This is a genomic window from Actinomyces sp. HMT 175 (assembly GCF_016694895.1).
Taxonomy (GTDB): Bacteria; Actinomycetota; Actinomycetes; order Actinomycetales; family Actinomycetaceae; genus Actinomyces; species Actinomyces oris.
On record NZ_CP068012.1, the window covers coordinates 2,598,787 to 2,622,015 of the forward strand.

Here is a 23,229-nt window from a genome sequence, read left to right on the forward strand (position 1 = left end):
TCAGCCGCACAAGTCGACGTCGATCACGACCCCCTGGAATGACACACTGAACCCTATGTCCAGCCAGCTGCCAGTCCCTCAGCCCGGCCGTTCAGCCACCGACACGCCCGCGGACGACGACCTGGAGCCCCAGCCCGAGCCCCGGGGCCCGCTGCGCACGATCAGCCAGTGGTACCACCGCCATCCGACGATCGCCGATATCTCCATCGCTGCCGGCATCGTCGCCTACACCCTCATCATGGGCGTCACGCTTCTCCTGCGGCCGAGCAACCCGGTGAAGGCCTACCCCATCCTGCCCCTGGCATTGATCGCGATCGCGCTGATGGGGACCGCGCTGTCGTTTCGCAGACGCTGCCCTGTGTGGAGCTGGACTGCGATACTCCTGATCCCGGAGATCTATCAGTTCGCAGTCCTGCGAGTCTTCCACCTCACTGCGGAGCAGCTGCTGTACGCGGCCGTCGGCGTCAGTGGCATGGGGCTGATATCAGTCCCCATCGGCTTGGGAACGGTCACCTCGCACCGCCGGCCGGCTGTTGCATGACCGCGGGGACGGTCTCCCTAGTGGTGCTCGTGCTGGACGTCATCCTGACAAATCCTGGCCTGACACTTGAGGAGATCCTGCGCAACACCGCCATTATCCTTCTCCTGCTCCTGGTCAGCATCCTGGTCGGTTTCAACGCCCGCTCCGCCCGGCTGCGGCTCAAGGCCATGGAGCTCCGCTCGGCCCGCATGGCCCTGGCCAGCGAGCAGGCGGTGCTGCTGGCGGCCGCCGAGGAGCGCAGTCGCATCGCCCGGGAGATGCACGACGTCGTCGCCCACTCCCTGGCCGTCATGATTACGATGGCCGACGGCGCCGCCGCCATCGTGGAGCGCGATCCGGCCACGGCCAAGCAGGCCATGGAGACCCTGGCCGAGGCCGGACGCAGTGCCCTGGCCGACACTCGCCGCCTGGTGGGGGTCCTGCGGGAGGACCCCTCGGTGGCAGCAGAACAGGCCCCGCAGTCCCCGGAGCCGCCTGCACCCTCGGGGGAATCGCCGTCGTCGGCCCGCCAGCACGAGGTCCGCGACCTGCCGGTGCCCGAGTTCGCCCCCCTGGGGACGGTGACACCGGTCGAGCCCAGCGTCCCCATCGCCAACCTGCGCCAGCAGGCCACCGACGGCGCGGGCGACCGCTCCCGCGGAGACCTGCCCCTGGCCCCCTCCCCCGAGCAGGCTGACATCACCGAGCTCGTCAAACGCTTCGTGGCGGCGGGGGTGCCGGTCACCTACCGGTGGGTGGGTGCGGCGCTCCCAGCGGACAAGGCCCTCCAGCTCACCGTGTTCCGCATCGCCCAGGAGGCCCTGACCAACGTGCTGCGCTACGCACCGACGACACCGGCCGTCAGCGTCGACGTCGAGCGGCACATTGGCACCGTGGTCCTCACCGTGGACAACGAGGCCGCCCCCGGCACGCGCCCGATGCACGGATCCGGAAAGGGGCTGATCGGCATGCGGGAACGCGCTTCGGTCTATGGTGGGACCGTACAGGCCGGCCCGACGCCCACGGGTTGGCGAGTCCGCGCGGTCCTGCGCTGGGACGAGCATGACGAAGGGACTTTCTCATGGCAGACGCCCCTGTGAGCAGCGGTGATCCTCTCCAGCCCGACGAGCCTGAGCGCCCCGGCGAGGTCCGCGGCCCGGTCAGCGTCGTGCTCGCCGACGACCAGGCGCTCATGCGCATGGGCTTCCGCATGGTGCTGGAGGCCGAGGAGGACATCACCGTCGTCGGCGAGGCCTCCGACGGCACCTCCGCCCTGGCCCAGGCCAAAGCCCTGCACCCCGACGTCATCCTCATGGACGTGCGCATGCCGGGGATGAACGGCATCGAGGCCACCGAGCGCATCGCCCAGGAGTGCCCGAGCACGCGCGTGCTCATCCTGACCACCTTCGACCTGGACGAGTACGCCTTCGCCGGGCTGCGCGCCGGGGCCTCCGGCTTCCTGCTCAAGGACACCCGGCCCACCGAGCTCGCCGAGGCGATCCGCACCGTGGCCTCCGGGGAGGCGGTCGTCTCGCCGCGCATCACCCAGCGGATGCTGGAGATGTTCGCCGGCTCGCTGCCGAGCTCGGAGGCGCCGGCCCAGTCCTCCTCGGATCCGCGGATCGACTCACTGACCCCGCGGGAGAAGGAGATCCTCGTGCTCATGAGTCAGGGCATGTCGAACGCGGAGATCGCCGCGCACCTGGTCGTCTCGGCCACCACCGTCAAGACCCACGTGGGCAACGTGCTCGCCAAGCTCGACGTGCGAGACCGGGTCCAGGCCGTCGTCGTCGCCTACGAGACCGGCCTCATGGCCTGAGCCCAGCAGCATCGCTGAGCCGGTTCGCGGTGAGGCGGACGGGACAGGCGCTCTTGGCAACCATCCGCACCGCTCGTTCCTCACGGTGCTCCCGCCAGGCCCGTCCACGCCTTCGAGCACCTGCCCCACCCGCCCAGAACGGGCGACCGCACGTCAGCGGGGGGCGTGAAGGCGCTGCTGGGCGTCGTCGAAGCCGACCGTGACGACGTGTTCGACGGCGTCGGCGGCCTGCTCCAGGGTGACGCCGAGGTCGGCGCGCTCACGGCCGGGGAAGTCGGACAGGACGAAGTCGGAGGGGTCCTGGCGGCCCGGCGGGCGGCCGATGCCTACGCGCAGGCGCGCGTAGTCCTTGGTGGAGACGGACTTGCTGATGGAGCGCAGGCCGTTGTGACCGCCTTCGCCACCGCCGCGCTTGAGGCGCAGCTCGTGGGCGGGCAGGTCGAGCTCGTCGTGGATGACGAGCAGGCGGCTGGCGGGGTCGATCCCGTAGTAGGAGACGAGCCCGGCCACGGGGCCGCCGGAGAGGTTCATGAGCACTGAGGGCTCGGCCAGGATGACGCGGGGGCCGGGGGCTCCGCCGGGCATCATGCCCAGCCTGCCCTCGGCCACACGGGCACGAGCCTTCTTGTGCTGGGAGAACCGGGACCCGGTGCGCTCGGCCAGGACGTCGAGCACCATGTAGCCGACGTTGTGGCGGTTGCGGGCGTACCGGGGCCCGGGGTTCCCCAGCCCGACGACGAGCCAGGCCTCACTCATGCGCCCAATCCCGGGGTGAGCCCGGCGCGGGCGGCACAGGTGGTACGGGAGGCGCCTGCCGGCAGGTCGTCATGGCTGGACATGTCAGTCACGCGCGATTCACTCGGCCTCGGCCTCGGCGGCGGCCTCAGCGGGGGCGTCCTCGGTGACCTCGGAGGCGACGGCGTGCTCGTTGGCCACGTTGACCACGGCGGTCTCGGCGTCGGCGACGGCCTCGACGCCCTTGGGCAGGGCGATGTCGGCAAGGGTCAGGACGGTGCCGGCGGCGACGCCGGTGACATCGACCTCGATGGCCTCGGGCACGGAGACGGCCGGGGCGGAGACCATGACGGTGGCGGCCTCGATCATGTGGATGGTGCCGGGGGCGGCCTCACCGATGACGGTGACCGGGACCTCGACGTCGACGCGCTCGTTGCGGTCCACCAGGAGGAAGTCGACGTGCTGCACGCCGGGGCGGATGGGGTGGCGCTGCACGTCCTTGGCCAGGGCCAGGAGGGTCTCGCCGCCGGCGATGTCCAGCTCGACCAGGGCGTTGTCGTTGCTGCGCAGGGCCAGGCGGGTGGCGTGCTCCTCGAGCAGGAGGTGACGGGGCTCGGTGCCGTGGCCGTAGACGACGGCGGGGACCTGGCCGGCGCGGCGGGCCTGGCGGGCCGAGCCCTTGCCGAACTCGGTGCGGTCCTGGGCCTTGAGGGTGATGGCGTTGTTGGCCATGTGGCTCTCCTTGCGGATGAGGCGGGGCCCGGTGCCCCGCGGCTGATGGTGGTCCGGCTGGGCGCGACGACGCGCAGTACCGCCAGGTACCACCACGTCGATCACGGATGCGCGCCGTGCTGGCGCGTCCCTCGCCGGGGCAACGTGGGCAAGACTACGGCATGGGCGGGGCGCGCGAACAGCCGCGCAGCCGGTGAGGCGCCCCACCTGGCGGGGGGGGGGGGACGGCGGGCGCCCGGATGGCTCCCGTCGTCATCTGGACGCGATGCACGAGGGTCGGGGGCTACTGGAGGAGGGGCGGAGGTACTCCATGGGGGTCGGGGGTTCGTGCAGTATGCACAACCCTTGGCTAGTGGTTCCCCACCCTCGTGGAGTAGGCCGACTCGGGGCGGGAGCGGGCCGACAGCCCAGTGTCCACAGCGCTGACATTAACGAGCCAGCCGCCGAAACCGCCAGCGAGAATCGTTGGAATACTGTGGTTTCTTCTCGGTGTGCGACACCGGTGCGCCTTCAATGTCAGCACCATGGACACCGCCGACCCGCCGGGCGCATGCGACGAGCCCCAGCAAAGCCGAACCGGCTCGCGCGGTCGATCCTTAGGTCGCGCGGTCGAGGGTTGAAGGCACGACCTCGCGACCTACCCTACGATGGTGCGGGCCGCAGGTTTGCAGCCGCTCAGCCGCGTCACGTATGCCATTCCCTCGCGATGAAGATCAGGAGGTTGGCGTCAGCGCAGATGGCAACCTGCTCGGTGTCAAAGTAGGACGACTCAAAACGACTCGGGTCATCCTGCATCGCGTGCTCGATGTCGAGAATCCCATCAGCCTTCTCCTTCGGGACCGTGGTGAAGACCTTTCCCTCGGGGACGTACTGGCGCAGGTCGGGGTAGATCCCCGGGAGCGGATCGGCTTTCCCACTCGATGCCTCGGCGAGGGCTCGGCTGCTGGCGGGATCGAGGGTCATCACCCCGTGCACCCATATCGGGCGGTCCGGCGCGGGCAGGACCTCGCGTTTCTCCTGCCAGTACTGCATGACCCAGTGAGCCGAGGAGATGGTGACGCCCGGCATGCGTCTGTCGAGGCGCCCCAGGTCGGTACGGATCTCCAGCGTCACGGGGACGTACTCGGCGAAGCTCGCGAAACGACCATCCGACGTCGGCGTCGCACTCGACCGCGACCGGCCGGCCTGCGCTGGGGCGCACCCGCCCAGCGCCAGTGCCGTCCCACCGGCGAGCCCCATGCCGACGACGTCGCGCCGCCCGTACTCGGACATGCCCGCCCTCCTTCGCTCCCGCCTGCGACCAGGCCCGTCGCAAGACACCGCGGGTGCAGCGAAGACTACTCGCGCCGTGCAGCCGGAGGCCCGTGCTCACGGCGGCCGGAGGCGGGCACTTGTCCCCATATCCAGCCATGTGGGCACTCAACGGGTGGGGAGAACTGCGATCATTCGGAGGACAACGGCCCCGAGCACATCAGCGCCTCACACCGTTGGCAGCAGTCCCACATCCGCCTATCAGAAAGCAGATCATGAGGTACTTCGCCGAGTACATCGTTGGCAGGAACGGTCCCATCGATGTCTTCCTGCAGCCTCAGACCCCGCAGCTCGTCGCTGATGAGGTCGCCCGCAAGCTCACCTCGCCCGCTTACCTGGACGGCGCGAGGCACTTCGCCCTTGCGGTGTGGGCGCTGCCCGACGGAATGACGCATATGGACGAGGTTCCCGAGTCCTCCCCAGCGCGGGCCACCTACATCCAGTGCGGCGGCTCGGCAGCCGCCATGAGCGTTGAGATACGCGTGACTCACGAGGACGACTCCTACGAGCACTACGCGGTGGCCCGCGAGCCCGTCGCCGACCCCGCAGCGTGGACCACGATCACCTGGGACAACGGGAGTCCCGAGCCCTTCACCCTGCACCTGCACCCCGAGGAGGTCTTCACCGGCGAGCAGGCAACCCCTGTCTTTCGTGCCTACATCGAGAACGGGGCGCTTCCACCCACGGAGCTCCTGCGCAGGCTCGACATCTAGCTCCCACCGGTCTCCGCGCGGAGCCTCGCTCAGGCGCGCAGCAGCTCCAGGCAGCGATGCACGTCCTGGATCGGGAGCTGTCCGGGTGCGGAGGCCCGGCTCTCTCCCTGCTCGTCGGGGACGACGGCGAAGGTCAGTGCCGTCCCGAAGGCCGGCGCCACACGGCTGACCGCCCCGAGCGCCCCCATGGACATGGCGGCCACGGGCACACCCAGGCCTGCCCTCTCCCCCGTGCCCGCCGTTGCCCGCGCGCACACGCCCAGGAGGCGGGCGACGTCGTCAGCGCTGGTGGGCCACACGGCGATCTTGGCCAGGTCCGCGTCCTCGCAGGCCATGCGGGCCAGGACCTCTTCGAGGAGATCATCGGCTGGGGTGGCCTCGAAGTCATGGAAGGAGGCGACGACGTCGATGCCCAGACCGTGGGCCTGCTCGCAGACCCATTTCAGGCAGCCGCGCTGGACCTCGACATCGATGGCTGCCGGGCGGCGCTGGGGCACCCAGTCGGTGAGCCCGTCGAGGACGGAGCGCAGGAGGGTGCCGTAGGAGGCGTCGTCCAGGCGGGCCCGGCCGCCCTCGGCAGCGGTGCGGCAGGTGAGCAGCAGGGGAGCGGCACCGTCGATGGTCTCCCCCAGTCCCCCCAGGCACTCCAGGATCCGGGCGGCAGCCGCGGCAGCATCCAGCGGTTCGGGGGCGGCCAGGGTGCCGGCCTCCTCCAGCAGGTCGAGGCGCAGCTCGAGGACGTCGGCGCCGGCGTCGATGGCCCTGCGGGCCTGGGTCCGCGCGTGGGCGAGGCTCGGCCCGGTCAGGGAGACGACCACCGCGGGCAGGCCGCCGGGGCCGGGGATGCTGCGCCCGCCCCAGGTCAGCGACGCCGCGCTCACGCCCGGCCCCCTTCGGCCGGCCCCGACTCGGGCACGAGCGACAGGGCGATGCCGTCGAGGATGTCGTAGAGGCTGGTGGTGACCCGCGCCAGCGGGCGCCCGGCGGCGGTCCGCTCCACGACGCGGGTGACGACCTCGCTCCACACGAGGGCTCCGGCGGCGATGACGTCGCGGCGGCCGGGGGCCAGGTAGCCCCAGGAGGCGCGCTGCTCGGGCGTGGAGTGGATGATCGCCTCGCAGGAGGCCAGGACCGCCTGTGGGCTCAGCTCGGCACCGTTCAGGGCCTGCGGGTCGAAGGCCTGAAGGTCCAGGGCGTGGGCAGTGACGGTGGTGATGGTGCCGGCCAGGCCGACCAGCCGTCCCGGGGCGGACAGATCGACCACCCGCTCGGCCTCATCGAGCAGGCCGCGCACCTCGGCCCGGGCCGCGGCCTCGGCCTCGGGGTTAACGCCGCCTGCGAGGAAGCGCTCGGTGATGCGCACGCTGCCGGTGTCCAGGCTGATGGCGGCGCTGGGTTCATCCACGCCCAGGACCAGCTCGGTGGAGCCGCCCCCGAGGTCGACGACGAGGCGCGGCGCCGGCTCGCACTCGCTCCGCTCCGCTGCCGGGTCGTCCTCGCCACCGCGGGCGCCCAGGAGCGAGCCGGTGAAGGACAGGCGGGCCTCCTCCTGGCCGCTGACGACCTCGGGCTCAATGCCCAGCAGGCGCCTGACCCCGGCCACGAAGTCCTCGCGGTTGCGGGCGTCGCGGGTGGCGGAGGTGGCCACGAAGCGCCGCACGTCACCCCCGGGGGCGACGCCCAGCTCGGTGCAGTCGGAGGCGTAGGAGGCCACGGCGGCCAGGGTGCGCTCCAGGGCCTCGGGGTCGAGCAGGCCGGTGCGGTCCACGCCCTGGCCCAGGCGCACGATCTCGTTGCGGCGGCGCAGCACCTCCAGGCGGGGGCGCCCGGAGTCGTCGCGGTGGGCCTCGGCGATGAGGAGGCGGATGGTGTTGGTGCCGCAGTCGATTGCGGCGACGCGTGTCATGGCGGCGGCCTCCTGGGAAGGGGGAATGACGGCGGAAGCGGGCACGGCCCGAACGAGCGGTGCGGACAGTGCGGACGCGGGGCGGTTGGATCGGAACGGGGGCTCAGGCCCGATGCGGGCCGAGGCCGATTGGGCGGTCAGCAGGAGCAGCGCTCAGGATCCCACAGTCCGCGCTCGCGCAGGGCCTCCAGCGTGCGGTCACCGATGGGGTTGACGCCGGCTCCGGCGGCCAGGGAGTGCCCGAGCAGGGCGTGGAGGCACTTGACGCGCGTGGGCATGCCACCGGCGGAGACCCCCTCGATCTCAGGGACCTGCCCGAGCTCGGCACGACGGGCCAGGTAGTCGTCGTGGGCGGCGGCATAGGCGGTGGCCAGCTCGGCGTCGTCGGCCAGCGCGGCGTTGAAGGTCTCCATGAGGTGCTCGGCCTCCAGGGTGGAGCAGCCCTTCACGGCGGCCGGGTGGGTGAGGTAGTAGCTGGTCGGGAAGGGGGTGCCGTCGTCGAGGCGCGGGGCGGTGCGCACCACGGTGGGGCGCCCGCACACGCAGCGGGCCGCGATGGCGACGACTCCGCGCGGCACCCTCCCCAGCTGCTCGGCCAGGGCCTCGAGGTCGGCCGACGACACCGGCTGCTGCGTCTGGGGCGTGGGGCTCACGGGGTCTCCTTCGTCTGCGGGGTGACGGCCGGTTTCGGCGTGGTCTTGGGCGGATCCGACGGCGCCTGGTTGGGCTCCCCGGTCGGCAGCTCCTTCTGGGCGGGGTTGAGGGTCTTGCCGTCCGTCCCACCCTTCGATCCTGCTGGCGCGGTGCTGTTGGCCTGGCCGGCGGCCCGCGAGGAGTCCCGGAGCTCCTCGTACCAGGGGGCGTCCGGGGAGCCCGGGGTGGCCCCGCCGCCGGCCTCGTTCTCCTTCATGGAGTCGGCGCCGACGACGACGTAGCTGGTGTCGCCGGGCATGACGTAGCCGAGGCGCTCACGGACCTGGGAGCGCACGTAGGTGTCGTCCTTCCACTGGGCCAGCTCGTTCTCCAGGGTGGTGGAGGTGTCGGAGGCCTCCTTGATCCTGTCGACGACGGCGTCGTACTGGGCCTGCTGGGACAGGTAGGCGCGCAGGGAGGTGAAGATGACGACGAAGGCCAGCAGGCACACGACCGCCAGGATGACGACCCGGGGCGGCAGGGTCCGCTCGGGCACCGCCGTCGGCAGGCCCCGCTGCCGGGAGCCGGACGAGCCGGAGCCCGACGCGGCCGCGGAGGCCGCCCTCTCGGCCGGTACCTGGCGGGGCCGGGCGCCGCCGGCGACGCGGCGCGTCCCGGACTGGCTGGAGGAGGGGCGGCGTGGAGTCATACCGGCATCCTGCCTCACCAGGGCACAGGAGACAGCGCACGCCACCGGGCGCGTTGCTCACGCTTCGGTCATGGCCCGCCCCTCACGGCCATGCTGCGGCGCTGCTCCGTAGACGACGCTTCGGGGCAGGCGGGAGAACCCGTCTGCCCCGAAGCGGTGGGGTGCGTCGTCGTCGAGTCGCGGCTGAGGCGGCGCGTCAGTCAGCGGCTCGACGTCGGCTGGTCGCCGTCAGGCTCAGGCCTGGAAGCGGGGGAAGGCGCCGGCGCCGGCGTAGACCGCGGCGTCGCCGAGGGCCTCCTCGATGCGCAGGAGCTGGTTGTACTTGTTGACGCGCTCGCCGCGGGCGGGGGCGCCGGTCTTGATCTGACCGGAGTTGGTGGCCACGGCCAGGTCGGCGATGGTGACGTCCTCGGTCTCACCGGAGCGGTGGGAGGTCATGGACTTGTAGCCGGCGCGGTGGGCCATCTCCACGGCCTCGAGGGTCTCGGTCAGGGAGCCGATCTGGTTGACCTTGACCAGCAGGGCGTTGGCGGCGCCGAGCTGGATGCCCTTGGCGAGGCGCTCGGGGTTGGTGACGAAGAAGTCGTCGCCGACGAGCTGGACCCGGTCACCGATCTTGTCGGTCAGGGCCTTCCAGTCGTCCCACTCGTCCTCGGAGAGCGGGTCCTCGATGGAGACGATCGGGAAGTCGGTGATGAGCTTCTCGTAGTAGTCGACCATGAAGGCGTTGTCGCGGGCCTCGCCCTCGAACTGGTACGTCTTGGTCTTCTCGTCGAAGAACTCCGAGGAGGCGACGTCCATGGCCAGGGCCACGTCCTTGCCGGGCTTGTAGCCGGCCTTCTCGATGGCCTCGACGATGAGCTCAAGGGCCTCGCGGTTGGAGTCGAGGTTGGGGGCGAAGCCACCCTCGTCGCCCAGGCCGGTGGACAGGCCGCGGTCCTTCACGACCGCCTTGAGGGCGTGGTAGACCTCGGCACCCATGCGCAGGGCCTCACGGAAGGTGGGGGCGCCGATGGGGGCGATCATGAACTCCTGGATGTCCACATTGGAGTCGGCGTGGGAGCCACCGTTGAGGATGTTCATCATGGGCACGGGCAGGACGTGGGCGTTGGGGCCGCCGACGTACTGGAACAGGTCCAGACCGGCGGACTCGGCGGAGGCCTGGGCGGCGGCCAGGGAGACGCCGAGGATGGCGTTGGCGCCGAGCTTGCCCTTGTTGGGGGTGCCGTCGAGCTCGATCATGAGCTGGTCGAGGCCACGCTGGTCGGCGGCGTCGAAGCCGATGATCTCGGGGGCGATGATGTCGTTGACGTTGTCGACGGCCTTCTCCACGCCCTTGCCGCCGTAGCGGCCCTTGTCGCCGTCGCGCAGCTCAACGGCCTCGAAGGCACCGGTGGAGGCGCCCGAGGGGACGGCGGCGCGAGCGGAAGCACCGTCCTCCAGAAGGATCTCGACCTCGAGGGTCGGGTTGCCACGGGAGTCGAGGATTTCGCGGGCGTGAACGTTCTCGATGAGGGCCACTTGGTGCTCCTTGCTGAGGGGATCGTGATGCGGTCGTCGGCGTCGGGCACGCTCGCGCGCGACTGCCGAATGCAGGATCAGCCTAGCGGGCCGACTCCCCCACCACGAGGGCCATGGTCCTGAGGATTGCACAGTGTTCACGCCCGGCGAGAAACACTGGACGACGGCGGTCCCTGGGTTCCGCCGTCGTCCTGGGGGCTCTGTGCGGCCCTACTGGCCGCTGGTCTCGGACTGCTCGGCGCCCTGGCCGGCCTCGCCCGCGGCGCCGTCGGCCTGACCGGTCTGGCCCTGCCCGTCGGTCTGACCGGAGTCGGCGGGCTGCTGTCCGCCCTGCTGAGGAGCCTGTTGCTGAGGCTGCTGCTGTTGCTGCGGGGCCTGCTGCTGGGGAGCCTGTTGCTGGCCGCCCTGCTGCGGGGCTTGCTGTTGGGGGTCCTGCTGCTGTTGCTGGGGCGCCTGCTGCAGGCCACCGCCGAAGGGGTTGTTGCCGGCTTCCAGGCGGGGATCGGTCCGGGTCAGCCAGGCCTGAGCCTTATTCGAGTAGCGCGGGGAGAGGTCACCGTCGAGCGTGCCGCGAACCTTGTCCAGGTCGGCGAGCGCGACCTTCCCCTGCTGCCCAGCCTGCTCCGGGTGCTGAGAAAGCTGCTGGTACTGGCCGTTCAACAAACTCGCCCGCAGGTAGGTGAGCGTTTCCGGCTTGCGGGGCTCGAAGCCCAGCCGCTCCTTGACCAGCTGCACGATCTGCGCGTCAGTGACAGTCAGGCCATGGGCCTGGCCGACCTCAACCAGGACCGGGGCCTGAAGGAGACCGTTCACGATCTCAGACCGATTCACGCCCTGACGCTCCAGGTTCTCCCAACCGAGTGCGGAGTCCAGCTCCTTGACCACGACGTCGACGTCCTTCTCGCTGATGACCACGGAGTGGCGGGCCCCGTCCAGGCCGGTGTAGTGCATGTCAGCCACCTGCCCGGGGTGGTCGGAGCAGCCGGCGAGCGCCCCGACGGCGAGGAGGAGTGCAGCGCTGGCGGCGAGGACGCGCGTGCGTGCGGCAAGGCTTCGGGTCACGGTCTGCTCCTGGAAGGGGACGACGCCGGAGGGCGACATGGTGTCACAACATTTCTGCCCCCGACCCTACCGTTCCGCCTGCGACGACGCACGCAGCCGGTCCGCCGCCGCCCACCGTCAGCGGCGCTTGCGGTAGGTGGTGGCCTCGGTCTCGTAGGAGGTGTCGCCCTGGACGACGGCGCGCAGGAGCACCTCGGCCCACCGCACGACCTCCTCGCCGGACAGGGCCGCCCCGCCCATGCGGTTGGTACCCGGCGCGGGCACCACGATGGTGCGCGTGGCGGGCTTCAGCACGGTCCCCGGATAGAGGCGGGTGACCTTCATGCGCGCCGACTCGGGCAGGTCCACCGGCGCGAAGCGCACCGACTTGCCCTGGGCGACGATCTCGCGCACCCCCAGCTCGGCGGCCAGGGCCCGCAGCCGCGCCAGCGCCGCCAGACGGGCAGTCGCCTCCGGCACGGGCCCGTAGCGGTCGGCCAGCTCCTCCAGGACGTCGTCGACCTGCTCCCCCGAGCGCGCCGCCGCGAACTTGGTGTAGGCCTCCAGGCGCAGGCGCTCGTGGGGGATGTAGTCCTCGGGGACGGTGGCGTCCACGGGCAGCTCGATGCGCAGCTCGACGTCCTCCTCGTCACCCTCCTCGAAGCCGGTCACGTCGGCCCCGGCCTTCCCGGAGCGGGCCAGGGCCTTCTTGTAGGCGGCCACGGCCTCGGAGACCATCCGCACGTACAGGTCGAAGCCGACCCCGGCGATGTGCCCGGACTGCTCGCCGCCGAGCAGGTTGCCCGAGCCGCGGATCTCCAGGTCCTTCATGGCCACCTGCATCCCGGCCCCAAGATCCGTGTTGGTGGCGATGGTGCGCAGGCGCTCCAGGGCCGTCTCGGTCAGCGGCTTGTCCGAGGGGTAGAGGAAGTAGGCGTAGGCCCGCTCCCGGCCGCGCCCCACGCGCCCGCGCAGCTGGTGGAGCTGGGACAGGCCCATGCGGTCGGCGCGGTCCACGATGAGGGTGTTGGCGTTGGACACGTCCAGCCCGGTTTCCACGATCGTGGTGCACACGAGCACGTCGGTCTCCTTGCGCCAGAAGGAGTCGATGACGGCCTCGAGCTGGTGCTCGTTCATCTGTCCGTGGGCGGTGGCCACGCGCGCCTCGGGCACCAGCTCGGCCAGGCGCGCGGCGGTGGCGTCGATGTCCTCGACCCGGTTGTGGACGAAGAACACCTGCCCTTCGCGCAGCAGCTCGCGGCGGATCGCGGCGGAGACCTGTTTGGTCTCGTAGGCGCCCACGTAGGTCAGGATCGGGTGGCGGTCCTCGGGCGGGGTCGCCAGGGTGGACATCTCGCGCAAGCCGGTGACCGCCATCTCCAGAGTCCGCGGGATCGGGGTGGCGGACATGGACAGGACGTCCACGTTGGTGCGCAGCGCCTTGAGGGTCTCCTTGTGCTCCACCCCGAAGCGCTGCTCCTCGTCGATGATGACCAGGCCCAGGTCCTTGAACTTCACCTGGCCGGTGATGAGGCGGTGGGTGCCGACGACGACGTCGACGCTCCCCTTCTCCAGCCCCTCAAGGATCTTGGCGGACTCGGTGGCGTCCTGGAAGCGGGACAGGGCCGCCACGGTCACCGGGAAGCCGGCGTAGCGCTCGGTGAAGGTCTCGGCGTGCTGGCTCACCAGGAGCGTGGTGGGCACCAGGACTGCGACCTGCTTTCCGTCCTGCACGGCCTTGAAGGCGGCACGCACGGCGATCTCGGTCTTGCCGTAGCCGACGTCGCCGCACACGAGCCGGTCCATCGGCTGGGCCTTCTCCATGTCGGCCTTGACCTCGTCGATGGTGGAGAGCTGGTCGGGGGTCTCGGTGTACGGGAAGGCCTCCTCCAGCTCGGTCTGCCAGGGGGTGTCGGGGCTGAAGGCGTGACCGGTGGTGGCGGCGCGAGCGGCGTAGAGGCGCACGAGCTCACCGGCGATCTCGCGCACGGCCTTGCGGGCCTTGGACTTGGTCTTGGCCCAGTCGGCGCCGCCCATCTTGCTCAGGGCGGGGCTGTCGCCGCCGACGTACTTGGTGACCTGGTCCAGGGCGTCGGTGGGCACCAGGAGGCGGTCGCCGGGCTGGCCGCGCTTGGAGGGCGCGTACTCGATGACGAGGTACTCGCGGGTGGCCGAGGAGCGGGGACCGCCCACGGTGCGCCGGCTCAGCTCGATGAAGCGCCCCACCCCGTGCTGGGCGTGGACCACGAGGTCCCCGGCGTGCAGGGACAGGGGGTCCACGGAACGGCGGGCGCGACGGGCCGGCAGGCTGCGGCGCTCGCGGGGGCCTGCCGAGGCCCGCCCGGTGAGGTCGGACTCGGCGATGAGGGCCAGGCGCAGGCCCTCGGCGAGGAAGCCGTGGCCGGCGCTGGCCTGGGTGACGCGCACGACGCCGTCGCCGGGGCCCGCTGTCGGGGCGCCGGCCGAGCCGTCGGCGTCGGTCTCGTCGACCGTGTCCTCGGCAGGGGTGGCCGGGTCGGGGGCCCAGTCACTGTCGCGGCCGAGCTCGCCGACCTCCGAGAGCTGGTCGACGATGCGGGCGGGGACGTCGCCGTCGCCCAGGAGCTGGGCCATGCGCCGGCCGGGTCCGGGCCCGTCGGTGGCCACGACGACGGTCCAGCCCTGGCGGGCCATCCGTCCCAGGTCGGCCACGGCCCGCTCGAGCTCGCCGCGGTAGGTGTGGGGGTCGCTGAGGTCCAGGCGGGTGGTCTCGGGGCCGGCGGCCAGGGCGGTGAAGGACCACCAGCCGCGGTTGGAGGACAGGGCCAGGGCCCGGGCCTCGGCCAGATGGGCGAAGGCGGCGGCGGACAGGTCGACGGGGACTGTGCCGCCGGAGGCCGCCGAGGTCCAGGCGGCGGCGAGGAACTCGGTGGTGGTGGCGGTCAGGTCCTCGGCGCGCTTGCGCACCCGCTCGGGCTCCAGCAGCACCGTGAGCCGGTCACCGACGAGGTCCAGCAGCGGGACCATCTTCTCAACCAGCACCGGGGCGAGGGACTCCATGCCCTCCACGGCGATGCCCTGGCTGATCTTCTCAAGCATGTCGGCGGCGCCGGGGACGGCGTCGGCCAGGGCGGCGGCGCGCTCGCGCACCGCGTCGGTGAGGACCAGCTCGCGGCAGGCGGTGGCGGTGACAGCGCCCAGCGTCTCGATGGTGCGCTGGTCGGCGACGGCGAAGGAGGAGACCTCGTCGATCTCGTCGCCGAAGAAGTCCACGCGCACCGGCCGGGGCTCGGAGGGCGGGAAGACGTCGAGGATGCCGCCGCGCACGGCGTACTCGCCGCGGGACTCGACCATGTCGACGCGCGTGTAGGCGGCGGCCTCCAGGCGGCGGGCCGTCTCCTCCAGGCCGACGGTCAGACCGGGGGCCAGCTGGACGGGTTCAAGCTCGCCGAGCCCGGCGATGACGGGGGCCAGCAGGGCGCGCACGGGGACGATGAGGACGCGGATCGCCCCGCCTTCCTCGGGGTGGGCCAGGCGGCGCAGGACGGACAGGCGCTGGGCGACGGTGTCGGCGCGCGGCGAGAGGCGCTCGTGGGGCAGGGTCTCCCAGGCGGGCATGACGGCGACGTCGTGCGCCGGCAGGTAGCTGCGCAACGCCAGGGCCGTCTCCTCGGCCTCGCGGCCGGTGGCGGTAACGACCAGCAGGGGCGTGCCGGAGGCCTCGGCGGAGCCGGTCGCCGGCGCGTCGCCGCCGGCGACCCGTTGGACACCCTCCTCGCCCAGGGCCATGGCGGCCAGGACAGCGGGTCGGGCGCCCGGCGCCACCACGAGGCTGCGGTCAGTGCGCGAGCGGGAGGAGGAGGCGCGAACGGTGCGGGCGATGTCGGCGTCGGCGAGCAGCGGAGGCAGGAGCGCAGTCAGGAGCACGGCCGCGAGTCTAGTGACTCCCCGTCCCGGAACCACCGGCGGGCCGGACCGGTCGGCCGGTGAAGGCCCGGCGGACCCAGTCCCCGCTGCGGACCTGGTTCCAGGGGTTGGCGTGCCCGGCGACGACGCCCACGCCCCCACCCGTGGTCTTGTTGCGGCTCTCCAGCAGGACGGAGACCTGCGCCGAGGCGGCCATTCCGGCGATGAGCCACACAACGGTGCCGATCTGGGTGATGAAGGCGACCGTACCGTAGGCCGGGATGAGGCTGAGCAGCGCGATCTGCGCGGGGTTGGAGCGCTGGACGACGGCCCTGGCGGCGTAGACCACCAGCCCCACCATGACGAGCACCACGGGGATCCACCCGAAGCGCAACGCGGTCAGGAGCAGGTGGTTGTCGATGGAGCTATAGCCGCCCCAAGCCACCGAGTCCCCTACCTTCTGATAAGAAGAGGACAGTCCCAGCGGCTTGAGCTGGCGCACCAGGACGAGGATGTCGCCGCGGTAGCCGGCGGAGTCCTCCTGCTCGCGGCCGGCCGAGTCGAAGACGCCCAGGACGTAGGGCAGCAGCACGCTGCCCACACCGACCAGCACCATGAGGAAGCTCATCCTCCACAGGGCGGGGATGTTGATGTGCACCTGCATGAGGCTGAGGATGACGGCGATGACGGCGCAGGCGATCGCCGAGCGGGAGAAGGTCGGGATGGTCGCCCCCAGGACGAGGGCACCGGCCGCGATCCGGTAGCCGGGCCTCCACCGCGCAGCCAGGATGAGCGGGATCCCGGCAGCCAGGCACACCCCCAGAGCGATGGGATGACCGAAGGCCCCCTCGACACGGGTGAAGCTGCCCCGGGCCAGGGGCGGGGCCCACTCCTCGTAGAGGTTGTTCTCAATGGCGATGTAGCTGAAGGGGTTGATGGTGGTGACAGCCTCGAACAGCGCCAGCACGGCCACCACGATCCACACGATGGCCAGGACCTCCGCCACTCGCCGCAGCCCGAGCCGCTCCACGAGCAGCCGTCCGGCGAGGTAGGCGGGCAGGGCACCGAAGACGACGTCGGACAGGACGTAGTTGAGCGGCGAGCCCGCGGCGACGGACAGGCCCACCAGGCACCAGGCGGTGGCGACCATGAAGTCACCGCTGGTCAGCCGCCACGAGAAGCCGGGCAGGAGGGAGAGAACCACCAGGAAGCAGGCCAAGGTGGCCGGAGGCACATTGGGCTCGAAGGGGATCATCACCCACACCGGCACGAAACCGATGGCACCCATGACCAGTGCGGCCCCGGCGATGGGGCGGCGGTGGATGCGGTCAGCCACCAAGATGAGGACCGCCAGGGCGACGCCCACCATGGGGAGGACGATGAACAGGGTCCTGGCGAAGGACATCGTTCCTCCCTTGTTGTGTCGTGTCCACCGTGATGTCACAGCGGCCGAGTCGGTGGTCGGTAGGTGGTCAATAGGTGGCGTGTCGGCGGCCGGCCGGCGGGGCGGCAAGCCGCCACAGGACCGCTGTGAGAAATGCCCGGGAAGATGCTGGGAGGGCCTCGGCAGCCCTGACCAAGGTCAGGACCGACCGGAAGAAATCCGTCGACGTCGTCCCGACTGGGCCGACCCCGACGCCTTCTTCACTGTGGGGACGGGGGTCCTCAGGACCCTCACCCATCACACGATTCCAGTGAAAGACTCACCACATCGCCCGCTCCCCCACGTCTGAGGATTCCAGACGTGGCCGGGGGCGCAGCGAAGGCTACTACAGTCACCGAGACCTGAGCGTGATCTTACAGTTAGGGTTGGGCCGTAGCCTTTCAGCATCCGCCGGGCCACACGGCCCACGGTGCCCGACGGGCCGCCGGTATCGACCAGATCCAGATCTTCCCCAGACCAGATGAGGAGCAGCGTGCAGCCGTCGCAGATCCTTCACGCCATCCGCAGGAACCTAGTCGCCTGCCTCGTCATCCTGCTCGTATGCATCCTGGCCGGGCTGGGAGTGGCCCTGTCGACGAAGCCGGTGGCCATGGCCACCACGACTCTGGGCATCCAGCCCAAGTCCAAGGAGACCCCCTCCTTCTCCACCCAGGCCAAGGACCTCATGCCGACCCTCGTGGAGCTCTCCACGAGCCCGAAGGTCCTCGAGCCGGCGGCAGCCGACCTGAACATGGAGACCACCGACCTGTCGGACGCGCTGACGGTCACCAACCCGCCCGAGACCCTGGTCCTGTCCATCACCGCCAAGGCCAGCAGCAAGCAGAAGGCCGTCGACATGGCCCAGGCGACAGCCGACTCGCTCAACAAGGAGCTCACCTCCGGCGAGCTGCTGGGCAAGCAGGCCCTGGGCATGACGACGAGCACCACCTCGCCCGCCACGACGGCCAACACCACCATGGAGCGACCCGGCGCCCGGGCCGCGGCGATCTCCGGACTGCTGCTGGGGCTTCTGGCCTCCGTCTCCTACGCGATGTTCCGTCACCGGCGCGACAGCGGCCACGGCGCCGACAGGGGCGCAGAGATCCACCCCGGGCGCACCGCGGCCACGCTGAGCACCCTGAGGCAGAAGACCTCGGACCTGCTGCGACCGAGTCAGCCGCCCGCGCAGCCTCAGGTGCAGGCGCAGCCGCCCTACCAGTATCAGCAGCTCCCAGCCCAGTCTCCGGTCCCGACCTCCCCCGAGGCCTCCGTCATCCCGGCCCCCGGCGCTATGGCCCCGCAGGCGGCTCCGGCCTCGATGCCGTCGCCCGCTTCCGCGCCCATGCTGCCGGGCTCGACGTCGGCCCCAGTACCGGCCTCTCAGCCGACGGCCTCATCAGCACCGGCCCCGTCTTTCTCGGCCCCCCAGTCGCCCCAGCAGACGACCGCGATGCCCGCGATCTCCGACTCCGCGAACCCGGCCGCCCAGCCGGTGCCCTCCGCCCAGGAGCCGGCCCACGCCCCGGCGCCGATGCCGTCCGCTACCTCCCCGGTGCCGACGTACTCCCCCGCCTCGCAGAGCCCCGTCTCCATGAGCGCGGCGCCGCTGTCGTCGCCCTCGGCGGCCTCCGTCTCCGCTCAGTCCTCAGCACAGCCGTCCGTCCAGCCCTCCACCCCGGACCCGGCACACAGCTTCACCTCCGGCATCACCTCTGCCATGCAGCGCCAGCAGGCCGACCTGTCGGCGCCAGGCGCCTCGGCCGGGACCATCTCGGCCGAGACCATCTCGGCCGGGACCGTCTCGGCCCAGTCGGCCTCCGAGGCCAGTGCCCCTTACAGGCACGCGCCGTTGCCCCCTCCGCTTCCCACCCCCGCCGACCTGACGGTGCCGGCCTCCCCGTCAATCGCGGTGCAGCCTTACACGGCCGCCCCGACGTCCGGGAGCCACCGTTTCCCGGGCGCACCCGACGGCCCCACCCGGCGCAGCACCGCCCTGCCCACCGGGCAGACCGTCTCGGCCTCCTCGGGCTCCTCAGCCTCCCCGGCCTCCTCCGCCCCCTCGGCGGGACCCTCCTACCAGTACCCGCCGGCACCGATGTCGGCCCCGGCACCGATCACCTCGTCCGCCGGCTCCCCGGCCTCCGCCACGCCGGCCACCGGGCGCCGGCGCGTCTCGGGACCGACGTCGAGCTCCGCGCCGAGCACGCCCGTCCGACGGCGCATCACCTCGCCCTCAGCGGACCGCTCGGGGTCATCGGCTGGCTGGCAGGATGCCTCCGCCCTGCCGACGACGGGCCGACGTCGGGCCGAGCCGACCTCCTCGGCCCCTGAGCCCCCGGCCGCCGTCGGGGTCTCGCGCGTGGCGGCGCGCACGCAGGACTCGGCCTCCGAGACCGACTCCCCCTCCCCTTCGACGTCGATGCGTCAGCAGGCGCCCTCGCGCCGGCAGACCCTGGCTCGACGCCGGCGGATGTCCAAGCCGAGGCTGACTCTCGTGACGCCGCTGTCCGAGGAGTCCTCCATCGAGCAGACCCGCCATCTCACGCCGGTGTCGGCGTCAGCGGGTGGACGCCACCGCAGTCCTGATCGGCCGGACGCCCCGCCCCCGCCTCCGCCGCCGTCGATCCAGCCCGGCCAGCAGATGGCCTCGGCGTCGTCGGCCTCCTCGGCCCGGCACACAGCCTCCGCCTCGGCTGCCTCTGCGGCCTCGGCCGGTCGCCGCAGGCAACCGACGCGCCGCTCCTGGTGAGCCGGCTGCCGGCACCAGCGTCAGGGCGGGTCCGATGCTTCGAGCATCGGACCCGCCCTTCATGTCTGCACCGGTCCAGGCGTTCCAGGCCAGGACCCGCCTGGCCGGAGCGCTCAGTTGTCGTCCTCCTCATCGGTGGCCTGGTCCTCGTCGGCGGCCTGCTGGTTGCCGTCCTGGTTCGCGTTGTTGGCAGCGTCCTTCGCCTCAGCGGCGGGCTTGGCCTTCTTGCCCTTCTCCTTGTTGTTCTGCGCCGTCTTGGGGACCGGGAGGCTCGGGATCTGGGCGGTGATGGTGTTGCCGCTGGGGTCGGAGACCACCAGGCGGTAGGTGTGATCGCCGGGCAAGCAGGTGGTGTCCTCCAGGCTGTGGCTCTTGAGGGCCCAGCGGGTGTCGCTGATCTTCTCGGTGGCCACCGGCGTGGTGTCGTCATCCCGGTAGAGGCTGTAGGTCAGGGTCGGGTCGTCGCGGTCCCAGGTGGCGTTGAACCCCACCCTCACTGAGCCCGAGGTCGTCACCTCCGCCTTGGCGGCCAGGGTCTCGGCCTTGCCCTCGGGGGGCAGCGTGGGCTGGCCCGCGCGCCTGGGGTAGCGCACGATCCCCTGCTGGACCTTGCCGTCGGCCTCGATGAACTCACCCACCATGAGGATGTAGGAGTCGGTGACGTCGACCTTGAAGGCGGCCTGGGACGTCTTCGTGAACTTCCCCGCCTCCAGGTCCGGGTACCAGCCGATGATCGTGGGGCTCTTGAGACCCGAGGTCGACCAGTCCTGGTACCCGTCGACCACCCCCTGGTGGCGGATGGTGATATCGGGGCTGTTAGTGAAGGCCATGGCCCGCACGTACAGGGGGTGCTGACCGTCCTTGCGCACCTCGGGCATGTTGGGGAACCCGTAGATGGTCTCGCAGGAGTGGGCGTGCCCCACCGTGTAGACGGTGTCCTTGGTGGGGGCGATCCCGTAAGTGTCACCGTGGCAGGGCTCGAGCCAGACGAGGTTGCCGTTCCAGTCGGCCTTGAAGCTCCCTTCGAGGTTGGCCTCATCGAGGCGCCCGACAGCGGAGTAGGCGGTGCCGTAGAAACCGTCCTCGTCGACGGCGATGTCGAAGATGGCGGCCTTCTCACCGGCCGTGCGCACGGTGTCGTTAACCGGCATGGGCAGCACCTCACCGGTGGAGGCGCTCAGAAGCGCCATCCCGTATCCGGGCTTGCTTGAGCCGTTGACCGTGGAGAAGGAGCCACCGATGACGACCTTGGAATGGTCCGGGGAGACCTCGATCGCGTAGACCTGGGCGTTGGGGCCCTCGGCGGAGGCGGTCCAGTCCAGGAGCTCACCGGTGGAGGCCTTGAGGGCGGCCAGACGGGTCCGCTGCTGGTTATTCACCTTGGTGAAGTAGCCCCCGACGTAGAGGGTGTCGCCGGCCACCGCGATGTCCTTGACGGTGGTGCTGAACACGGGCTTGAAGGAGGAGATGAGGGTGCCGTGCCCGTGGGAGATGTCGAAGGCGGCCAGACGGCTGTGCCACTCGTTGTTGACCTTGTCGAACTCCCCGGCGACATAGAGGGTCTTGCCGTCCTCGGAGAGGGCCAGGCTTCGTCCCGCGCCGTTGAGGGTGGGGGCGAAGTCCTCAATGAGCTTCCCGGTGTTGAGGTCGTAGGCCAAGATGTTGGAGCGCGGGACCTCTTGCTGTCCGGCACGGGCCCCGGCCGGGCGGGCATTGTTGAAGTTGCCGACGACGTAGACCACGTCGCCGACGACGAGCTGCCCCCAGGCGACGCCGTCGATCTGCACCGTGGGCAGGGGCGCGGCCGTGTAGGCGGGCTCCCGGGAGGACTGGCCGGAGGGGTCAGTACCAGCGGCAGCGGCGGCCTCGTTGTCACCGACGTCGCCGGAGCCGTCGCCCGGGTCGTCTCCGTCGGCATCGGCCTCGGTCTCCTGAGCCGAGGCCACCGGGGCGGCGGGGGTCAGGACAACCATCGAGGCGAGCAGGAGCGGCAGGAGGGAGACGATGATGGCAAGACGGGGGATGGTGGAGAGACGACGCACAGGAACCTCCGGTACATATGGCGAGCAACGCGCAAGCGGATCACAGATCATCACTGGTACCGGGACGGATGAGGCCCACATAAGTCACCGGATGAATGTCTGCGATAACGATTAATGTAACTGGTAGCGCTTGTTAGTTCGGGGAGCGCATCCGACCATGCGGAACACGAAGAGGCAACGAAAGGAACACAATTCGATGACGGCGCCACGCTACGTGACCGCAAGGTCGGTTTGCAACGAAATCGTTATCTGAAGGTTACTGCACACTTCGAGCGCGACTCGCCGTCATGGGGAGCCCGCCCCATGACAGACGCCCTCGCCGGGCCCGGTGAGGGGCTCGGCGAGGGCGGGAGCGCGGCGGCCGGAGCCGGCGCGCGGTGGCTCATGGGGGTCCTGCGAGGAGCGGACCCGACTGTCTCAGTCGCCGGCGACGCCGACGGTATCGAAGAGCTCCGCCACTGAGCCATCGTCGAAAACGGCCTTGATGGCGCGCGCCAGCAGCGGCGCGATCGGCAGGACCGTCAGCTGCTCGAAGCGCTTGCCGGCGGGGATCGGCAGGGTGTCGGTGACGATGACCTCGCGGGCCCCGCAGGTGGAGAGCCGGTCCACAGCCGGCCCGGAGAGCACCCCGTGGGTCGCGGCGACGATGACGTCCTTGGCCCCGGAGTCCAGGAGCACCTGGACGGCCTTGGCGATGGTGCCGCCGGTGTCGATCATGTCATCGACCAGGACGCAGGAGCGTCCCTCGACGTCGCCGACGACGCGGTTGGCCACCGACTCGTTGGGGCGGGTGACGTCGCGGGTCTTGTGGACGAAGGCCAGCGGGGTGCCGCCGAGCTGGTTGGCCCAGCGCTCGGCCACCCGGATGCGGCCGGCGTCGGGGGAGACGACGGCGGCGTTGGCAGGGTCGACGCGGGTGCGCACGTAGTCCACGAGCACCGGCTGGGCCCACAGGTGGTCCCAGGGGCCGTCGAAGAAGCCCTGCTCCTGGGAGGTGTGCAGGTCCACGCTCATGAGGCGGTCGGCGCCGGCGGTCTTGTAGAGGTCGGCCACGAGGCGGGCACTGATGGGCTCGCGCCCCAGGTGCTTCTTGTCCTGACGGGCGTAGGGGAAGAAGGGGGCCACCACGGTGATGCGCTTGGCGGAGGCGCGCTTGAGGGCGTCCACCATGATGAGCTGCTCCATGAGCCAGTCGTTGACGCGGTCGCCGTGGGACTGGACGACGAACACGTCGCAGCCGCGCACCGACTCGTTGAAGCGGACGTAGGTCTCCCCGTTGGCGAAGTCGTAGGCCGTGGAGGACAGCACCTCAGTGCCGAGCTCGCTGGCCACGTCCCGGGCGAGCTCGGGATGGGCGCGTCCGGAGACAACGACCAGCCGTTTCTCACCCTTGGTAATGATGCCCGTCATGACGTGGTTCCCTTCTCACGGCCGGTGCGGCCCTCGATGTGACTGTTGGAGACGGAGGTGAAGGTCAATGATCGCCCCGG

General features: G+C 71.0%; 17 protein-coding genes and 1 pseudogene. 5 read left to right on the forward strand and 13 right to left on the reverse strand.

Features of this window, described 5'->3' with window-relative positions:
* The first annotated feature begins 55 nt into the window (after positions 1-55).
* Positions 56-1,620, forward strand: a pseudogene (locus tag JJJ14_RS10875) (sensor histidine kinase).
* Positions 1,602-2,339, forward strand: coding sequence for a response regulator (locus JJJ14_RS10880; protein ID WP_020991814.1), 738 nt, complete (start codon positions 1,602-1,604; stop codon positions 2,337-2,339). Before JJJ14_RS10875 ends, JJJ14_RS10880 begins: the two are co-directional and overlap by 19 nt.
* Before the next feature lie 153 nt (positions 2,340-2,492).
* On the opposite strand, the gene pth is transcribed toward JJJ14_RS10880, so the two are convergent.
* From pth to JJJ14_RS10895, 3 genes are all read right to left on the reverse strand, one after another.
* Positions 2,493-3,095 carry an aminoacyl-tRNA hydrolase gene (gene pth / locus JJJ14_RS10885; RefSeq protein WP_201444136.1) on the reverse strand — a complete coding sequence of 201 codons (603 nt, stop codon included), beginning with the start codon at positions 3,093-3,095 and terminating at the stop codon, positions 2,493-2,495.
* 99 nt (positions 3,096-3,194) lie between these two features.
* On the reverse strand, positions 3,195-3,806 hold the full coding sequence (locus JJJ14_RS10890) for a 50S ribosomal protein L25/general stress protein Ctc (protein WP_003787507.1): 612 nt from the start codon (positions 3,804-3,806) through the stop codon (positions 3,195-3,197).
* 684 nt (positions 3,807-4,490) lie between these two features.
* Positions 4,491-5,078, reverse strand: coding sequence for a hypothetical protein (locus JJJ14_RS10895; RefSeq protein ID WP_201444137.1), 588 nt, complete (start codon positions 5,076-5,078; stop codon positions 4,491-4,493).
* 254 nt (positions 5,079-5,332) lie between these two features.
* On the opposite strand from JJJ14_RS10895, the gene JJJ14_RS10900 reads away from it, so the two are divergent.
* On the forward strand, positions 5,333-5,830 hold the full coding sequence (locus JJJ14_RS10900; protein WP_201444138.1) for an NTP pyrophosphohydrolase: 498 nt from the start codon (positions 5,333-5,335) through the stop codon (positions 5,828-5,830).
* 29 nt (positions 5,831-5,859) lie between these two features.
* Here JJJ14_RS10900 and JJJ14_RS10905 read toward each other — a convergent pair whose 3' ends face one another.
* From JJJ14_RS10905 to JJJ14_RS10940, 8 genes are all read right to left on the reverse strand, one after another.
* A complete protein-coding gene (locus JJJ14_RS10905; RefSeq protein WP_201444139.1) occupies positions 5,860-6,711 on the reverse strand; it encodes a type I 3-dehydroquinate dehydratase in 852 nt (283 codons plus the stop codon).
* Positions 6,708-7,736, reverse strand: coding sequence for a Ppx/GppA phosphatase family protein (locus JJJ14_RS10910; protein WP_201444140.1), 1,029 nt, complete (start codon positions 7,734-7,736; stop codon positions 6,708-6,710). The genes JJJ14_RS10905 and JJJ14_RS10910 overlap by 4 nt, the downstream gene beginning before the upstream one ends.
* Before the next feature lie 137 nt (positions 7,737-7,873).
* Positions 7,874-8,389, reverse strand: a complete 516-nt coding sequence (locus JJJ14_RS10915) for a DUF501 domain-containing protein (protein ID WP_201444141.1) — start codon at positions 8,387-8,389, stop codon at positions 7,874-7,876.
* The gene (locus JJJ14_RS10920; protein WP_201444142.1) at positions 8,386-9,078 is read right to left on the reverse strand and encodes an FtsB family cell division protein; all 693 of its coding nucleotides are present in this window, start codon (positions 9,076-9,078) and stop codon (positions 8,386-8,388) included. The genes JJJ14_RS10915 and JJJ14_RS10920 overlap by 4 nt, the downstream gene beginning before the upstream one ends.
* Before the next feature lie 234 nt (positions 9,079-9,312).
* Positions 9,313-10,599 (reverse strand): phosphopyruvate hydratase, encoded by a 1,287-nt coding sequence (eno, locus tag JJJ14_RS10925; RefSeq protein WP_065362329.1) that lies wholly within the window; start codon positions 10,597-10,599, stop codon positions 9,313-9,315.
* 210 nt (positions 10,600-10,809) lie between these two features.
* Complete coding sequence (locus JJJ14_RS10930; protein WP_101559782.1) at positions 10,810-11,700, reverse strand: hypothetical protein; 891 nt, start codon at positions 11,698-11,700, stop codon at positions 10,810-10,812.
* A gap of 78 nt (positions 11,701-11,778) precedes the next feature.
* On the reverse strand, positions 11,779-15,546 hold the full coding sequence (gene mfd, locus JJJ14_RS10935) for a transcription-repair coupling factor (RefSeq protein ID WP_201444143.1): 3,768 nt from the start codon (positions 15,544-15,546) through the stop codon (positions 11,779-11,781).
* Between the two features lie 10 nt (positions 15,547-15,556).
* A complete protein-coding gene (locus JJJ14_RS10940) occupies positions 15,557-16,930 on the reverse strand; it encodes a hypothetical protein (RefSeq protein ID WP_201444144.1) in 1,374 nt (457 codons plus the stop codon).
* 511 nt (positions 16,931-17,441) lie between these two features.
* On the opposite strand from JJJ14_RS10940, the gene JJJ14_RS10945 reads away from it, so the two are divergent.
* Positions 17,442-19,697, forward strand: coding sequence for a chain-length determining protein (locus JJJ14_RS10945; RefSeq protein WP_236592819.1), 2,256 nt, complete (start codon positions 17,442-17,444; stop codon positions 19,695-19,697).
* Between the two features lie 113 nt (positions 19,698-19,810).
* On the opposite strand, the gene JJJ14_RS10950 is transcribed toward JJJ14_RS10945, so the two are convergent.
* Entirely contained in the window at positions 19,811-21,739 is a 1,929-nt protein-coding gene (locus tag JJJ14_RS10950; protein ID WP_201444146.1) for a hypothetical protein, read from the reverse strand.
* A 303-nt stretch (positions 21,740-22,042) separates the two neighbouring features.
* On the opposite strand from JJJ14_RS10950, the gene JJJ14_RS10955 reads away from it, so the two are divergent.
* On the forward strand, positions 22,043-22,201 hold the full coding sequence (locus JJJ14_RS10955; RefSeq protein ID WP_201444147.1) for a hypothetical protein: 159 nt from the start codon (positions 22,043-22,045) through the stop codon (positions 22,199-22,201).
* Here JJJ14_RS10955 and JJJ14_RS10960 read toward each other — a convergent pair.
* A complete protein-coding gene (locus JJJ14_RS10960) occupies positions 22,157-23,149 on the reverse strand; it encodes a ribose-phosphate diphosphokinase (RefSeq protein ID WP_003787536.1) in 993 nt (330 codons plus the stop codon). The two genes, JJJ14_RS10955 and JJJ14_RS10960, sit on opposite strands and share 45 nt — an antisense overlap.
* Positions 23,150-23,229: the final 80 nt, after the last annotated feature.

Excerpts from the sequence above, each read along its gene's own strand:
- JJJ14_RS10880 (WP_020991814.1), top strand. The coding sequence starts at position 1,602 with ATGGCAGACGCCCCTGTGAGCAGCGGTGATCCTCTCCAGCCCGACGAG.
- pth (WP_201444136.1), bottom strand. The coding sequence starts at position 3,095 with ATGAGTGAGGCCTGGCTCGTCGTCGGGCTGGGGAACCCCGGGCCCCGG.
- JJJ14_RS10890 (WP_003787507.1), bottom strand. The coding sequence starts at position 3,806 with ATGGCCAACAACGCCATCACCCTCAAGGCCCAGGACCGCACCGAGTTC.
- JJJ14_RS10895 (WP_201444137.1), bottom strand. The coding sequence starts at position 5,078 with ATGTCCGAGTACGGGCGGCGCGACGTCGTCGGCATGGGGCTCGCCGGT.
- JJJ14_RS10900 (WP_201444138.1), top strand. The coding sequence starts at position 5,333 with ATGAGGTACTTCGCCGAGTACATCGTTGGCAGGAACGGTCCCATCGAT.
- JJJ14_RS10910 (WP_201444140.1), bottom strand. The coding sequence starts at position 7,736 with ATGACACGCGTCGCCGCAATCGACTGCGGCACCAACACCATCCGCCTC.
- JJJ14_RS10920 (WP_201444142.1), bottom strand. The coding sequence starts at position 9,078 with ATGACTCCACGCCGCCCCTCCTCCAGCCAGTCCGGGACGCGCCGCGTC.
- JJJ14_RS10930 (WP_101559782.1), bottom strand. The coding sequence starts at position 11,700 with ATGTCGCCCTCCGGCGTCGTCCCCTTCCAGGAGCAGACCGTGACCCGA.
- JJJ14_RS10940 (WP_201444144.1), bottom strand. The coding sequence starts at position 16,930 with ATGTCCTTCGCCAGGACCCTGTTCATCGTCCTCCCCATGGTGGGCGTC.
- JJJ14_RS10955 (WP_201444147.1), top strand. The coding sequence starts at position 22,043 with ATGACAGACGCCCTCGCCGGGCCCGGTGAGGGGCTCGGCGAGGGCGGG.
- JJJ14_RS10960 (WP_003787536.1), bottom strand. The coding sequence starts at position 23,149 with ATGACGGGCATCATTACCAAGGGTGAGAAACGGCTGGTCGTTGTCTCC.